The organism is Bordetella muralis, from assembly GCF_054781015.1.
Window position 1 is genome coordinate 247068 of record NZ_BAAGVF010000001.1, and the last position, 14393, is coordinate 261460.

At 62.2% G+C, this 14393-nt stretch carries 15 protein-coding genes; 7 read left to right on the plus strand and 8 right to left on the minus strand.

The window, feature by feature from the left end:
• The first annotated feature begins 43 nt into the window (after nt 1–43).
• The gene (gene aqpZ / locus ACYVIT_RS01205) at nt 44–751 is read left to right on the plus strand and encodes an aquaporin Z (protein ID WP_415808109.1); all 708 of its coding nucleotides are present in this window, start codon (nt 44–46) and stop codon (nt 749–751) included.
• A gap of 19 nt (nt 752–770) precedes the next feature.
• A complete protein-coding gene (locus ACYVIT_RS01210) occupies nt 771–1538 on the plus strand; it encodes an SDR family oxidoreductase (RefSeq protein WP_460478144.1) in 768 nt (255 codons plus the stop codon).
• A gap of 606 nt (nt 1539–2144) precedes the next feature.
• Here ACYVIT_RS01210 and ACYVIT_RS01215 read toward each other — a convergent pair.
• The 7 genes from ACYVIT_RS01215 to rpe form a co-directional block, all read right to left on the minus strand.
• Complete coding sequence (locus tag ACYVIT_RS01215) at nt 2145–2330, minus strand: hypothetical protein (protein WP_415807824.1); 186 nt, start codon at nt 2328–2330, stop codon at nt 2145–2147.
• A gap of 54 nt (nt 2331–2384) precedes the next feature.
• Nucleotides 2385–3173: an indole-3-glycerol phosphate synthase TrpC gene (gene trpC / locus ACYVIT_RS01220; protein ID WP_415807823.1), complete on the minus strand. Its 789-nt coding sequence runs from the start codon at nt 3171–3173 to the stop codon at nt 2385–2387.
• A complete protein-coding gene (gene trpD, locus ACYVIT_RS01225) occupies nt 3170–4201 on the minus strand; it encodes an anthranilate phosphoribosyltransferase (protein ID WP_415807822.1) in 1032 nt (343 codons plus the stop codon). Before trpD ends, trpC begins: the two co-directional genes overlap by 4 nt.
• Nucleotides 4202–4220: 19 nt before the next feature.
• Nucleotides 4221–4784: an aminodeoxychorismate/anthranilate synthase component II gene (locus tag ACYVIT_RS01230; protein ID WP_415807821.1), complete on the minus strand. Its 564-nt coding sequence runs from the start codon at nt 4782–4784 to the stop codon at nt 4221–4223.
• A gap of 134 nt (nt 4785–4918) precedes the next feature.
• Nucleotides 4919–6439, minus strand: a complete 1521-nt coding sequence (gene trpE, locus ACYVIT_RS01235; RefSeq protein ID WP_415807820.1) for an anthranilate synthase component I — start codon at nt 6437–6439, stop codon at nt 4919–4921.
• Between the two features lie 226 nt (nt 6440–6665).
• Nucleotides 6666–7361: a phosphoglycolate phosphatase gene (locus tag ACYVIT_RS01240; protein WP_415807819.1), complete on the minus strand. Its 696-nt coding sequence runs from the start codon at nt 7359–7361 to the stop codon at nt 6666–6668.
• A gap of 337 nt (nt 7362–7698) precedes the next feature.
• Nucleotides 7699–8406, minus strand: coding sequence for a ribulose-phosphate 3-epimerase (gene rpe, locus ACYVIT_RS01245; RefSeq protein ID WP_415807818.1), 708 nt, complete (start codon nt 8404–8406; stop codon nt 7699–7701).
• 126 nt (nt 8407–8532) lie between these two features.
• Here rpe and apaG point away from each other — a divergent pair, with 126 nt between their 5' ends.
• The 5 genes from apaG to ACYVIT_RS01270 are packed head-to-tail and all read left to right on the plus strand — an operon-like array spanning nt 8533 to nt 13189.
• Nucleotides 8533–8907: a Co2+/Mg2+ efflux protein ApaG gene (gene apaG, locus ACYVIT_RS01250; protein ID WP_094824250.1), complete on the plus strand. Its 375-nt coding sequence runs from the start codon at nt 8533–8535 to the stop codon at nt 8905–8907.
• 27 nt (nt 8908–8934) lie between these two features.
• Nucleotides 8935–10233, plus strand: coding sequence for a murein transglycosylase A (gene mltA, locus ACYVIT_RS01255; protein WP_415807817.1), 1299 nt, complete (start codon nt 8935–8937; stop codon nt 10231–10233).
• Nucleotides 10230–11399: a UbiH/UbiF family hydroxylase gene (locus ACYVIT_RS01260; RefSeq protein ID WP_415807816.1), complete on the plus strand. Its 1170-nt coding sequence runs from the start codon at nt 10230–10232 to the stop codon at nt 11397–11399. Before mltA ends, ACYVIT_RS01260 begins: the two co-directional genes overlap by 4 nt.
• Nucleotides 11400–11418: 19 nt before the next feature.
• The gene (locus tag ACYVIT_RS01265; protein ID WP_415807815.1) at nt 11419–12204 is read left to right on the plus strand and encodes a DsbC family protein; all 786 of its coding nucleotides are present in this window, start codon (nt 11419–11421) and stop codon (nt 12202–12204) included.
• Between the two features lie 28 nt (nt 12205–12232).
• The gene (locus ACYVIT_RS01270; protein ID WP_415807828.1) at nt 12233–13189 is read left to right on the plus strand and encodes a D-2-hydroxyacid dehydrogenase family protein; all 957 of its coding nucleotides are present in this window, start codon (nt 12233–12235) and stop codon (nt 13187–13189) included.
• Nucleotides 13190–13375: 186 nt separating this feature from the next.
• Here ACYVIT_RS01270 and ttcA read toward each other — a convergent pair whose 3' ends face one another.
• Complete coding sequence (gene ttcA, locus ACYVIT_RS01275; protein WP_415807814.1) at nt 13376–14380, minus strand: tRNA 2-thiocytidine(32) synthetase TtcA; 1005 nt, start codon at nt 14378–14380, stop codon at nt 13376–13378.
• Nucleotides 14381–14393 lie beyond the last annotated feature (13 nt).

The following is a 14393-nucleotide window of genomic DNA, read 5'->3' on the forward strand; positions in this document are numbered from 1 at the left end:
ATAGGGGTACGATCACAAGCTCCATCCCTTGGAGAAACCCATCATGTCATCATTATCCAAACGTTGCATGGCCGAGTTGATCGGTACTTTTTGGTTGGTGTTAGGCGGTTGCGGCAGCGCGGTATTGGCTGCAGGTTTTCCTGAATTGGGCATTGGTTTTGCCGGGGTTGCCCTGGCATTCGGGCTGACGGTGCTGACTATGGCGTATGCGGTGGGCCATATTTCGGGCGGGCATTTCAACCCGGCCGTCACAGTGGGGCTCGCGGTAGGCGGGCGGTTCCCGACGCGCGAAATTCTGCCTTACGTGGTGGTGCAAGTGATCGGAGCAATACTGGCGGCTGCCGTGCTGTATTGCATTGCAAGCGGCAAGCCGGGCTTTGATCTGGTGGCAAGCGGTTTTGCCGCGAACGGTTATGGCGACCATTCTCCGGGCAAATATGCCTTGGGGGCTGCGCTGGTATGCGAAATCGTTCTGACGTTCGGTTTTCTATTCGTGATCCTGGGGGCCACTGATAAGCGCGCGCCGGCCGGCTTTGCCCCGATACCGATTGGCCTGGCTCTGACGCTGATTCATTTGATCAGTATTCCTGTGACAAATACGTCGGTGAACCCGGCGCGCTCTACGGGACCGGCGTTGTTTGTCGGGGGATGGGCGGTGGAGCAGTTGTGGCTGTTCTGGGTGGCGCCGATTGTGGGCGCGATTCTGGCTGCGTTGGTGTACCGTTTCGTAGCGGGGCGCCAAGACTCATGAGAAACCGTCGCCCCATTTGATGGAGCGACACGTGTCTCAATCTGAAAAAATCATGCTGGTCACCGGCGGCGGCCGGGGTATAGGCGCCGCGGTGGCGCGCCTGGCTGCCCGCCGGGGTTATGCCGTTTGCGTGAATTATCGTCATCGCCGCGAGGATGCGGATGCGGTGGTGCGAGAAATTCAGGCCGATGGCGGGCGAGCCATTGCCGTCGGCGCGGACGTTGCCGACGAGGCGCAGGTTGTGCGGTTGTTTCAAACCGTGGACCGGGAGTTGGGCAGGGTGGATGCTCTGGTCAACAACGCCGGCATACTCGAGACGCAATGTCGGCTCGAGGACCTGGATGCTGCCCGTGTGACGCGCATTCTGATGACAAACGTTGTCGGCGCGGTGGTGTGTTGCCGCGAGGCGGTGCGGCGCATGAGTCCGCGTCATGGTGGACGGGGCGGCGCTATCGTGAATGTGTCTTCGGTGGCGTCTCGTTTGGGATCGCCCGGCGAATATATCGATTACGCAGCGTCGAAAGGGGCGCTCGATACGTTGACGATCGGTCTGTCTAAAGAGGTGGCGGCCGATGGGATTCGTGTGAATGCGGTTCGGCCAGGAACGATTTATACCGAGATGCACGCCAGTGGCGGGGAGCCTGGGCGGGTGGATCGATTGGCCAGTGCGATTCCGTTGCAGCGGGGCGGTACCGTTGAGGAGGTCGCGGGGGCGGTGATGTGGCTTTTTTCCGATGAGGCGGGGTATACGACGGGGTCGTTTATCGAGGTTTCTGGTGGGAAATAGGTTTGGCCTGGTGCCCTTCTGCTAGGCGTTAGGTGCGGTGTTCGGTTGCTGACACAGGGATGGGCTCATTAGGCGTCCCTGCCGGGGGCGTGGGCGCCGCGCCGGCCCTATCCCTCGGTCTGGCCGCCTGCGCGGCCAGACTTCCCTTCACCTGCCTTGTCAGGCGGGGCGGCTGGGCAAACTCGCTTCGCTCAAACATGCCCAGCCGACTGCCCCCCGCCTGACAAGGCAGGTTCGGCGAGCTCTACGGGCCGGCACGGCGCCCACGCCCCCGGCAGGGACTCACAGTGGTGGCATGCCGAGGTTGTTCAGGGCAGGGACTCACAGTGGTGGCATGCCGAGGTTGTTCAGGGCAGGGACTCACAGTGGCGGCATGCCGAGGTTGTTCAGGGTAGGGACTCACAGTGGCGGCATGTCGAGGTTGTGCGGATTTGTTTTGGGGGGCCGTGTGTCTCGAGTGGACACGGGCTGATGCTGAGTACGGCCGTCGTGGCTTCGATCAGACACCGATGTTGGGTTGGGGCACCGTGTGACCAGGCGTCCGTATCGGATGGCGTACTTTGGCGTTCCACGGCGAGAGCCGATCAATACCTCGTGCTCGGGCGTTTAGATGCCGGTATTGGGGTAATTGGGGCCGGCGTCATGGAAGCCGCCGTTGCTGTAAGGGTTGACTGCGCCGGGGTGTGGAGGACCTGGGTTGTCGAGCGATGCGCAGCCGGTGAGGAGTGCGGTGAGGGCGATCAGCGCGAGGGTGGTGCGCAGGGCTGGCACGGTGGCACGAGAGGATTTCATGGCGGGTCTCCGGGAGTTGCGGTGCACAGTGGTCTGCCACCGCAAATCTAGGGGTTAGCGCATCAGGCGCGCCAATTCGGCGCCGGGGTCTTCGGCGCGCATGAAGGCTTCGCCTACGAGGAAGGCGTCGACTTTGTGGCTGCGCATGAGCTTGACGTCGTCGGGCGTCAGGATGCCGCTCTCGGTGACGACGCGTTTGCCGGCCGGGATGTGCGGCAGCAGATCCAAGGTGTTTTGCAGGCTGGTTTCGAAGGTGCGCAGGTTGCGGTTGTTGATGCCCAGCAGGGTGGTTTTGAGGCTGAGGGCGATGTCCAGTTCTTTGGCATCGTGTACTTCGACCAGGACGTCCATGCCCAGCTCCATCGCCAATGTTTCCAGATCGCGTAGCTGGTTCGGTGCCAGGGCAGCTACGATCAGCAGGACGCAGTCGGCGCCCATGGCGCGGGCCGAGATGATCTGATAGGGATCAATGACGAAATCCTTGCGCAGCACGGGCAGCGGGCAGGCCGCGCGGGCGCGGCGCAGGTTGTCGTGCGAGCCCTGGAAAAATTGCACGTCTGTCAGTACGGACAGGCAGGCGGCGCCGTGCACGGCATAGGTTGCGGCGATCGCGGCAGGGTCGAAGTTTTCGCGCAAGACGCCTTTGGAGGGCGACGCCTTTTTCACCTCGGCAATGACGCCGGCATGGCCTTGTGCGATTTTGTCTTCGATGGCCTGGGCAAAGCCGCGTACGTCCTGGCGAGCCTGCGCTTCGCGCAAGAGCTCCGCTTCGCTGCGCAACTGGCGTGCCGTGGCGATCTCCTCTGCCTTTACGGCAAGGATCTTCGCAAGAATGTCGTTCATTTTTGAAATTTCCGGGTATAGGCGCAGAATTCTTCCAGCTTGGCGCGGGCCGAGCCGTTGGCAAGTGTTTCAAAGGCCATCGATAGTGCCTGGCCGATGGTATCGGCTTTGTTGCCGGCGTAGATCGCCAGCCCTGCGTTCAGGGCGACGATGTCGCGGGCAACGCCTTCGACATTGTCTAGGGCCTGGATGACGAGCTCGCGAGATTCCTCGCGGTTGGTCACTTTGATTCCTCGATTAGACACCATTGCCAGCCCATAGTCTTCTGGATGGATCTCGTATTCGCGGATTTGCCCGTCTTTGAGTTCGCCGACCAGTGTGGCGCCGCCAAGTGAGGCCTCGTCCATGCCGTCTCTGCCGTGCACGATCAGGACATGCCGAGAGCCCAGGCGCTGCAAGACGCGTACCTGGATGCCGACCAGGTCGGGGTGGAATACACCCATCAGTTGGTTGGCGGCTCCGGCGGGGTTGGTCAGCGGCCCCAGGATGTTGAAAATCGTGCGTACGCCCAGCTCTTTGCGGATGGGGGCGACGTTTTTCATGGCGCTGTGGTGCGCGGGAGCGAACATGAAACCGATGCCGGTCGCCTGCAGGCATTCGGCGACTTGTTCGGGGCTGAGGACCAGATTGGCGCCCAGGGCCTCCAGCACGTCGGCGCTGCCCGAGGACGATGACGCACTGCGGCCACCGTGCTTGGCGATGGGTACGCCAGCGGCAGCGGCGACAAACATGGCTGTGGTCGAAATGTTGAACGTGTGGCTGCCGTCGCCGCCTGTGCCGCACATGTCCAGCAGGTCTTCCGGGTTAGGGGTGACGACCGGCGTGGCGAATTCGCGCATGACCTGCGCCGCTGCGGTGATTTCTCCTACGGTTTCTTTCTTGACGCGCAGGCCCATGATGAGCGCACTGGCGATTTGGGGCGACATGTCGCCACGCATCAGCATCCGCATCAGATGCAGCATTTCGTCGTGGAAAATCTCACGGTGTTCGATGCATCGGGTCAGTGCTTCGGTGCAGGTGATGGTCATGATATTTGTCCCCTCGTTATTAGATGTTCAAAAAATTGCGCAGCATGTCATGCCCGTGCTCGCTCAATACCGATTCAGGATGGAACTGTACTCCGTACAGCGGCAGCGTTTTGTGGCGGACTCCCATGATGTCGCCGTCGGGGGCGGTGGCGGTGACTTCGAGGCAGTCTGGCAGGGTCTTGGGGTCGATGGTCAGCGAGTTGTAGCGGATCACGGTATACGGCGTCGGCAGGCCGGCGAATATGTCGGTGCCGGTATGCGAGACCTGTATCGTTTTGCCATGCATGATTTGCTGCGCTCGCACAATATCGCCGCCGTAGGCCGCGCCGATGGCTTGATGGCCCAGGCATACGCCCAGGATCGGGACTTGTCCGGCAAAGCGTTGGATGAGCGGGACGGAGACGCCGGCTTCGGCCGGTGAGCAAGGGCCGGGCGATACGCAGATGCGATCGGGTTTCATGGCCGCGATTTCGTCGAGCGTGATCTGGTCATTGCGGACAACCTGAACGTCTTCGCCGAGTTCGCCGAAGTACTGCACGAGGTTGTAGGTAAAGGAATCGTAGTTGTCTAGCATCAACAGCATGGGGCACCTGCGAGGATGAATGGCGCGGTCGCTTGGAATCCGTGCATTGTTCTTTAAGAGGCGGCCTTGGACGTGTTGTTCAAGGGTGGCCGTCGGCCGCTGCGTATTTGGTCCGATATCGGTAGTGACTGTCCTTAGATCGGTTCGTCCAATCCGTGTTGCACTTGTTCAGCCGCCCGCAATACCGCGCGTGCCTTGGCTTCCGTTTCGGCCCATTCCAGTTCGGGGTTGGAATCGGCGACGATGCCGGCGGCAGCCTGGACGTACAGCATGCCGTTCTTGATGACGCCGGTGCGGATGGCGATGGCGACGTCCATTTCGCCGCCGTAGCTCAAGTAGCCGGCTGCGCCGCCATAAATGCCGCGGCGCACCGGTTCGAGCTCGTCGATGATTTCCATGGCGCGGACTTTGGGAGCGCCGGTCAAGGTGCCGGCGGGGAACGCTGCGCGCAACACATCCATGCTGCTCATGCCGGGGTTCAGATTGCCGGTCACGTTCGACACGAGATGCATCACATGCGAATAGCGTTCGATGGTCATGGTGTCGGTGAGCTTGACGGAGCCGACTTCGGCGACGCGGCCCACGTCATTGCGGGCCAGGTCGATCAGCATGACGTGTTCTGCAATTTCCTTGGGGTCAGCCTGCAGTTCGGCGGCCAGTGCCAGATCCTGCTCGGGCGTGGCGCCGCGTTTGCGGGTGCCGGCTAGCGGGCGGATGGTGACTTGGGATTTGGCGACGCCGTTGTCCTGGATTTGCTCTTGGCGCACCAGGATTTCGGGGGATGACCCGACCACCTGAAAGTCGCCGAAATTCCAGTAGTACATGTAGGGCGACGGGTTCAACGAACGCAGGGCGCGATAGAGCGAGAGCGGCGAGTCGCGAAATGGTTTGGAGATGACCTGACCGATCTGTACCTGCATGAGATCGCCAGCGGCGATGTATTCCTTGGCGCGATGTACGGCGGCGAGATAGTCTTCTTTTTTGAAATCACGCTGCTCGTCGGTCAGCATGCTGGGGTGACTGTACGGAATGTCGACGGGGCGGCGCAGGCGGGTGCGCAAATCGAGCAGGCGGCGTTGGGCGCGGCTGTAGGCTTCGGGCTGACGTGGGTCGGCGTACACCATCAGATAGGTGCGACCCGCCAGGTTGTCGACGATGACCAGTTCGTCGACGTGCATCAACATGATGTCGGGGGTGCCACCATCCATGCCGTCGGGAAATGGCTTGACGGCGGGTCCGAGGCGCGGCTCGATGTGACGGACGGTGTCGTAGCCGAAATAGCCGGCCAGGCCGCCGCAGAAACGTGGCATGCCGGGGGGCAGGGCGACTTTGAAACGTGCCTGGTACTGTTCGATGAAGGCCAGCGGGTCGCCCTCGTGGGTTTCGACGACCTGACGGTCGTGCAAAACCTCGGTGGTTGTGCCGCTGGCGCGGATCACCGTATGGGCAGGCAGGCCGATGAATGAATAACGCCCAAAACGCTCGCCGCCTACGACGGATTCCATCAGGCAGCTCATGTGGCCGTTTTGCGGGCCGCTATGGGCGAGCTTCAGGTAAATGGCCAGCGGGGTGTCCAGATCGGCGTAGGTTTCCGAGATGAGAGGGATTCGGTTGTATCCCTGGGCCGCCAGAGCTTTGAATTCGATTTCGGTCATTTCAGATTTCTCGTTGGTGACCGGGCACATCAACAAAAAAGCCCGGTCCAGTGTGTGGGTCCGGGCTTTGGCGCTGTTTTTATGCAGCTGCGGCGCTGGGATGCTGACGCGTCCAGGGCCGGGAAGGAACTATCGCCACCCGGAAGACAAACGCCACCAACGCCACGAGGCGTTGCGCATTTGGTTCGAGAGACGAGCGTTCATATGAATCGGGTCTAGGTAAAAATCAAGCTTGTTGCTGTTCGGCGTTTTTGCGGGCGATCCACTCGGCCGCTTCAGCAATGCTGGCAACTATACCATCGACATCCAATCCGTGCACGTCCTGGCCTTCGTTGTAGCCGTACGGTACTGCCAGCACCTGGATGCCGGCGGCACGGCCGGCTTGGGCGTCGTTGACCGAGTCGCCGATGGCGAGTGCCTGGTCAGGGGTGACGCCCAGGCGTTCGCAGGCGTAGAACATCTGGTCAGGATCGGGTTTGCGGCGCTCGCAGGTGTCGCCGCAGACGATCTCCTGGAAAAAGCCGGCCAGGCCCGTGCGTTGCAGTAGCGGGATGGTGAATTCGGTCGGCTTGTTGGTGACAACAGCCAGCTTGAGACCCTGCTCGCGCATGGCTTTCAAGCCCTCGATGACGCCGTTGAAAATGGTGGCCTTGTCGCCGTTGACCAGGTGATAGTGGCGATAGAACGATTCGCGGGCGCGTTCGAATTCGGCGGGCTCGGGGTCGGCTGCGTGCAGGGATCCGGCCAGGGCGCGGCGCACCAGGTTGTCGACGCCTTTACCGACGAAGGTCGCCACGATGTCTTCGTGCAAGGCGGGCATGCCCAGCTCGATGCGCATGGCGTTGGCGGCGTGGGCTAGATCGGGGATGGAATCCAGCAGGGTGCCATCTAGGTCTAGCAGGACGGCTTGGAAGGTGGTCATGAGAGGGGTCCGTCGTCGTAATGAGGTTTAGCGGTTCAAAAGAGGCCACAGGCGGGGTTCTTGAGGCGTTTGTCCCAGCCGGTGAGCAGTGGCGGGCGGGCCTGGTCGGCTGACTCGTCCCCTCAACGGGGACTCGGCCTTCGTCTGCATCTCATCGGCGGGCCGGGGGCCAAACTCGCTTCGCTCAAACATGGTCCTCGGACTTCCCCCGCCGATGGGATGCGGGCTCGGCAGCCTCCGACAGGCCCGCCCGCCACTGCTCACCGGCTGGGACAAACTCGCGTCAGAGGCACGCTGATGGGGTGGCACGGTTTTTTTTCGCTCAAAGGTACGGGGCTTAAACCGTCAGTGTTCCGGCTTTGGCGATTTCGTCGCGCAGGTCCTGGATGACTTTGGTGTAATCCGGTTTGCCAAAAATGGCCGAGCCGGCGACAAAGGTGTCCGCGCCAGCGGCGCGGATTTGCGCGATGTTGTCGACTTTGACGCCGCCGTCCACCTCCAGCAGGATGGGCTGTCCGCCGTCCTGGACCCAGCGGTCGATGCGCTGGCGGGCGTCGCGCAGTTTGTCCAGCGTGGAGGGAATGAAGCTCTGTCCCCCAAAACCGGGATTGACCGACATCAGCAGGACGACGTCCAGCAAGTCCATCACGTGGTCCATGGCGTCGAGCGAGCTGGCCGGGTTGAACACCAGGCCGGCCTGACAGCCGTGGTCGCGGATCAATGACAGGGTCCGGTGCACATGGCGCGAGGCTTCGGGATGAAAGGTGATGATGTTGGCGCCGGCTTTGGCGAACTGAGGGATCAGTTCGTCCACGGGCTCGACCATCAGGTGCACGTCGATCGGCACCTGGACGTGCGGCCGGATGGCGGCGCACACCATGGGCCCGATGGTCAGGTTGGGAACGTAATGGTTGTCCATCACGTCGAAATGGATCCAGTCGGCGCCGGCGGCGACGACGTTGCGGACTTCCTCGCCCAGGCGGGCGAAGTCTGCGGACAGGATGCTGGGGGCGATACGGGTGAGGGCCGAGGATGAGGCGGGCATGATGATCAGGTTTCCACGGGCATAATGTGCCATTATTGTAATTTGCCGCGCGCGACGGTCGCCTGACAGGGCAATTTGTCGCTCGGCGCGTTGTCTAACCGCCTTTGTGCTCCTCGGAAAAGGCCCGTGAAACCGTACGACCTGACCGTCTCCGTTGCTCCGCGATTCGTGCCCGAGCAATCTGATCCCGCCGAACAGCAGTATGTGTTCGCCTATACCATCCGTATCACCAACACCGGCGAGCATCCCGCGCAGGTCATCAGCCGTCACTGGATCATCACCGACGGTAACCAGCACGTCGAAGAAGTCCGCGGGTTGGGCGTGGTGGGCCAACAGCCCTTGCTGGCTCCTGGCGAAACTTTTGAATACACCAGCGGCTGTCCGCTGCCTACGCCTGTCGGTACCATGCGAGGGACTTACCACTGCGTGGGCGAAAACGGCATCCCGTTTGAGGTGCCGATTGCCGAATTCCTGCTGGCCATGCCGCGTACCTTGCATTGACGGATTGACCGTCCCACTAGATTGCCCATGAATCGTCTTCTGAAATTGTTGTGCCTGTCGCCCCTGTTGGCGGCATTGGCGTCCTGCACTACGCCACCGCCTTCCGCAAGCGGCGAGCCTGGCCAGCCCGGCTCGGTTAATGTGTCTGATACGGGGCCCTTGGTGGTGCCGCCGTTGAACGCCTTGCGGGATACGCCCGCGCGGACGTTGGCCGGCCGCTTTCAACGCGCCGCCTGGGCCGAGCTGCCGGGATGGAGCAATGACGATCTGTCGCGTTTCTGGCCGCTGTTTCTGCGCAATTGCCAGGGCCTGATGCGGCAGACGACTGGCAATCTGGCTGCCCCGGCGCGTGCGACGCCGCGTGCATGGCAGCCGGTGTGCGCGGCTGCCGTCAGTCTCGGCAAGACGGCCCCGGATGCGGTGACGGTGCGCCAGTTCTTGCAGACCCAGTTGCAGCCCTGGCGCTTGAATGGCGCCGATAATCGGCCTGCGTCCAACACAGTGACCGGATATTACGAGCCTCTCGTGACTGGCTCGCGCACGCAAGGCGGTCCGTATCAATGGCCGTTGTACGCGGTGCCAGACGATTTGCTAACCATTGATCTGGGGGCGGTGTATCCCGATCTGGCCGGCAAACGGGTGCGCGGCAAACTGGTGGGCAAGCGCGTGGTGCCTTATGACACGCGCGCGGCGATCGCATCCTCGGGCAACCGTCCTCCGGTGATTGTCTGGGTGGACGATCCGGTCGATAACTTCTTCTTGCAAGTGCAGGGCTCCGGCCGTGTTCTGCTCAAAGACGGCCCCGACGCGGGGACGACGATACGTGTCGCGTATGCGGATCACAACGGTCAACCGTATGCGTCGATTGGCCGTTGGCTGATCGACAAGGGCGAGCTGCGCGCCAATGAGGCGTCGATGCAGAATATCCGCGCCTGGGCGCAGCGTAATCCCGCACGTGTTCAGGAAATGTTGAACGCCAACCCTGCCGTGGTGTTTTTCCGCGAAGAGGCGGTGGTCGACCCCGAGCTCGGGCCCAAGGGAGCTTACGGCATCGCCCTCGCGGCGCATCGTTCCATTGCGGTGGATACCAGTTTCGTGCCACTGGGCACGCCGGTGTATCTCGCGACCACCTGGCCGGCGTCGGATCGCCCGTTGCAGGGGCTGGTATTTGCCCAGGACACGGGGGCTGCGATCAAGGGGGCAGCGCGCGCCGACTTTTACTGGGGGTTCGGCGATGAGGCCGGCGCCCAGGCTGGCCGCATGAAACAGCGTGGCCAGATGTGGGTGCTGTGGCCGAAGCAGGCCGGGGAGCCCTCCGCACGATGACTAGCCCGATTGTGATTTGCGGTGCGGGGATCGTGGGTCTGGCCAGCGCCTTGGCGTTGGCCCGGCGTGGTCAGCGCGTGACGCTGTTGGCGCCGCCCGCAACGGTGCCCGCTGCCAGCGCCGATGTCTACCACCCGCGGGTCTATGCGATTTCTCCGGCCAGCCAGCGCTTTCTGGCCGAGCTGGGCGTCTGGGACGCCATGCCTGCCTCGCGCATCACGCCGGTAGAGGCGATGGAAATTCATGGCGACGCAGATGGGCGGGTAGAGTTGAACGCGTGGCAGGCGGCCCAGCCGCAGTTGGCGTGGATTGTCGAGTCTGGTGAAATCGAGCGTGTGTTGCTGCAGGCTGTGCGCATGTTCGGGATCGCCTGGTTGACAGAGCGTTGCGTCGATTACCGCCAGGGGGCTGTACAAACCAGCGCTGGCGATTGGATCAAAGCCGAGTTGTTCGTGGGCGCCGACGGCGCCTCGTCGCCGCTGCGTACCGCTGCAGGCATGCAGCACACGTCGGTGCCGTATAACGACACGGGTCTGGTGGTGCATCTGAATGCCGAGCGGCCGCATCACGGCACGGCATTTCAATGGTTTCGCGACGACGGCGTGTTGGCGTTGCTGCCCTTGCCCGATACGGCCGATGGGCCTCAGGTATCGATGGTGTGGTCCATGCATGACGCGCAGGCCGCAACCCTGCAGGCCTTGGACCCCGATGCGCAGGCAGCGCAGTTGGAGCAAATGCTCTTGCATGCGACCCATGGCCGTCTGGGCCGGCTGCAGGTGCGCAGCAAACTGCACGGGTTCCCGCTGACCCTGGATCAAGGGCGCATGACGGCGCCCGGAATTGCCTTGGCGGGCGACGCGGCGCATCGTGTGCATCCGCTGGCCGGACAAGGCCTGAATCTGGGCTTGGGCGACGTCGAGGCATTGGCTCGTGTCGTGGCCGAGCGCGAGCCTTATCGCCAGGCAGGCGATGAGCGCGTGTTGCGCCGTTATCAGCGTGCCCGTGCGGAATCAGTATTGGCGATGCGCGTGGCCACCGACGGCCTGCATCGTTTGTTTGGCGCACGCAATGCGCCGCTGGCATGGCTGCGCAACGCGGGAATGCGTTGGGTGGATGCGGCGCCGCTGGTGAAACGTTATTTGATCGATGGCGCCTCGCGTAATTGAGACGCCCGAAGGAGCATGAATGAGTTTCCGTTTTTCGTCTTGCCTGGCCAAGGTATTGTGTGCCGCCGGGCTCGTATGGTCAGTGGGCGCCTGGGCACAGGCTGGATCGTCGGCACCGGCAGATGTGGCCCCGGCCGGACAGTCGGCCAAGAGTGACACCTCCGCGTCGGATCCCGCCGCCCAGGCGGTCGCCAAACGTTTTGGCGAGTTGTTTACCGACTTGGAAGTCACTGCAGTGCGTCGTACGCCGTACGGGATTTACGAGGTGCAGGTCGGTAGCGATCTGATCTACACCGACGAAAAGGTCACGTGGGTCATGGAAGGCCCGCTCATCGATGCCGCCACGCGTCGTGACGTGACGCGCGAGAGCCTGGAAAAGCTGGGCTCTGTGTCGTTCGATCAATTGCCGCTGGACTTGGCCGTCAAGCAGGTGCGCGGCAACGGGGCTCGCAAAATGGCGATTTTCGAGGATCCGAACTGCGGCTATTGCAAGCAACTGCACAAGACGCTGAAAGACGAAGACAACGTCACGATTTATACGTTCCTGTATCCCATTCTGGCGCCGGATTCGACCATCAAATCGCGTGATGTGTGGTGCGCCAAAGACCCGGCCAAAACTTGGCAGGATTGGATGCTCGACGGCAAAAAGCCGCCGACCGCCGAGTGCGATGCTCCGATTCAGCAGGTCCTGGCCTTGGGCCAGAAACTGATGGTGCGCGGCACGCCCGCGATATTTTTCCAGGACGGCAGCCGGGTTAATGGCGCCGCGCCGTTAGAGATGGTTCGGAGCCATTTGGGCAAATAACCGGAGACTTACCGTGAGTGCGGATACGATCAGCATTGCGTTACTCGATGACTATCATGGCGTGGCCGAGCGTTACGCCGACTGGACGACGTTGGGACCGAATGTGCGCGTCCAGGCGTTTCGCGATTATTTGCCCGAGGGGGATCGCGTCGCAGCCTTGCAGTCTTTTGATGTGATCGTGGCAATGCGCGAGCGCACGCCGTTTCCGGCGGCGCTGATCGAATCGTTGCCCAAGCTGCGGCTCTTGGTCACCACCGGGATGCGTAATCTGGCGATTGATCTCGACGCCTGCACGCGTCGTGGCATCGTTGTGTGCGGTGCGCCGGGCAGTCCGGATGCCAATACCGCGACCTCGGAACTGGCCTGGACGCATATTCTCGCCTTGTTCAAGAACCTGACTATCGAGGACGCCAATATGCGCCGCGGCCTGTGGCAAACCGGGATGCCGAGGCCTATCGCGGGCAAGCGGCTCGGCGTGGTCGGCCTGGGCAAACTCGGTACCGCAGTGGCCCAGGTGGGCAAAGCGTTCGGAATGAGCGTGCAAGCCTGGAGCCCGAACCTCACGCCTGAGCGGGCGGAGCAGGCGGGTGTCGAGTACGCGTCCAAGCAAACCTTGTTTGCCGAAGCTGACGTGATCAGTCTGCATTTGATCCTGAGCGATCGTACGCGCCACGTGGTGGACGCGGCCGCATTGTCGGCAATGAAGCCTTCGGCATTCCTGGTCAACACCTCTCGTGCCGGGCTGGTGGACCAGGAGGCATTGCTGGATGCGTTGCGTAAAGGGCGTATCGCAGGTGCCGGCCTGGATGTCTTCGAAGAAGAGCCGTTGCCGCCCACCGATGCCTTGCGTGCGTTGGATAACGTCATCCTGACCCCGCACCTGGGATATGTCAGTCCCGAAAACTTCACCGCGTTCTATCGCAGTGCGGCCGAGTCGGTGCAGGCGTGGCTGGCAGGCAAGCCGGTACGCGTGTTGAACGCTTGAGTGAGGCGTTCCCGACGCCCGATGTCGGTCAGTCCTTGGATTCGGCAGGACGGGACAGGGCAGGGCCCGGCGAGGCCAATTCCTGAGGCTCAGGCTGCCGCGCCGGACGCCGTCGATGTCTTATGAATCGCCGAGCATGGGCACGTGGATGCGTGCCGCTCGTGCCCGGTTCCCCTGCCAGCATTTTTACCTGCGCGTGAACACGATTTTTTGCTCGGCCATCGGCTCGTCTGCCGAGCGATGGTTGCGCGTGGTGTCGCCATCGCCAGCCTCGTCATGACAGCCCTGATCCGTGTTCGACGCGGCATCATTGGCGGGGTCTACTGTGTCAAACGCGGTATCGCCATTGACGTCCGGCACGCCTGTGGGTTTCAGTCCCACGAAATCAAACAAGTCACGATCCATCAAGTGCGATGGCACGACGCTGGACAGCGCGCTAAACACGTTCCACGAGCGGCCCGGATGCTGGCGATCCCAATCGCGGATCATGCGCGAAACTTCCTGGCGTTTCAGGTTTTCCTGCGAGCCGCAGAGATTGCACGGAATGATGGGGAACTGCTTGAGCTTTGCGTACGCGATCAGATCGCTTTCGGGCACATAGGCCAACGGCCGGATGACGGTATGGCGGCCGTCGTCCGAGACGAGTTTCGGCGGCATGGCTTTGGCCTTGCCGCCGTAGAACAGATTCAGGAAGAACGTGGCGAGAATATCGTCGCGATGGTGGCCCAGCGCGATTTTGGTCGCGCCCAGTTCGTCGGCTACGCGATACAGAATGCCGCGCCGCAGACGCGAGCACAGCGAACACATGGTCTTGCCTTCGGGAATGACCCGGGTCACGATCGAATACGTGTCCTGTGTCTCGATATGAAAGGGCACGCCGAGCGAGGTCAAATAGGTGGGCAGCACGTCGGGCGGAAAGCCCGGCTGTTTCTGATCCAGGTTGACCGCGACGATGTCGAACGGAAAAGGCGCGCGTTTACGCAGGCTGATCAGAATGTCGAGCAGTGCGTAGGAGTCTTTGCCACCGGACAGGCACACCATGACGCGGTCGCCCGCTTCGATCATGTTGTAGTCACTGAGCGCGCGCGTCGTTTCGCGCGCCAGGCGCTTGGTGAGCTTGTTGCCTTCGTGGCGGATTTTTTCTTCTGCACGTGTGCGGAAGGCCGCCGGGGTATCGCTGATAGCTTGCATGAGAGTTACGCCG

Excerpts from the sequence above, each read along its gene's own strand:
- aqpZ (WP_415808109.1), top strand. The coding sequence starts at position 44 with ATGTCATCATTATCCAAACGTTGCATGGCCGAGTTGATCGGTACTTTT.
- ACYVIT_RS01210 (WP_460478144.1), top strand. The coding sequence starts at position 771 with ATGGAGCGACACGTGTCTCAATCTGAAAAAATCATGCTGGTCACCGGC.
- ACYVIT_RS01215 (WP_415807824.1), bottom strand. The coding sequence starts at position 2,330 with ATGAAATCCTCTCGTGCCACCGTGCCAGCCCTGCGCACCACCCTCGCG.
- trpC (WP_415807823.1), bottom strand. The coding sequence starts at position 3,173 with ATGAACGACATTCTTGCGAAGATCCTTGCCGTAAAGGCAGAGGAGATC.
- trpD (WP_415807822.1), bottom strand. The coding sequence starts at position 4,201 with ATGACCATCACCTGCACCGAAGCACTGACCCGATGCATCGAACACCGT.
- ACYVIT_RS01230 (WP_415807821.1), bottom strand. The coding sequence starts at position 4,784 with ATGCTGTTGATGCTAGACAACTACGATTCCTTTACCTACAACCTCGTG.
- trpE (WP_415807820.1), bottom strand. The coding sequence starts at position 6,439 with ATGACCGAAATCGAATTCAAAGCTCTGGCGGCCCAGGGATACAACCGA.
- ACYVIT_RS01240 (WP_415807819.1), bottom strand. The coding sequence starts at position 7,361 with ATGACCACCTTCCAAGCCGTCCTGCTAGACCTAGATGGCACCCTGCTG.
- rpe (WP_415807818.1), bottom strand. The coding sequence starts at position 8,406 with ATGCCCGCCTCATCCTCGGCCCTCACCCGTATCGCCCCCAGCATCCTG.
- mltA (WP_415807817.1), top strand. The coding sequence starts at position 8,935 with ATGAATCGTCTTCTGAAATTGTTGTGCCTGTCGCCCCTGTTGGCGGCA.
- ACYVIT_RS01260 (WP_415807816.1), top strand. The coding sequence starts at position 10,230 with ATGACTAGCCCGATTGTGATTTGCGGTGCGGGGATCGTGGGTCTGGCC.
- ACYVIT_RS01265 (WP_415807815.1), top strand. The coding sequence starts at position 11,419 with ATGAGTTTCCGTTTTTCGTCTTGCCTGGCCAAGGTATTGTGTGCCGCC.
- ttcA (WP_415807814.1), bottom strand. The coding sequence starts at position 14,380 with ATGCAAGCTATCAGCGATACCCCGGCGGCCTTCCGCACACGTGCAGAA.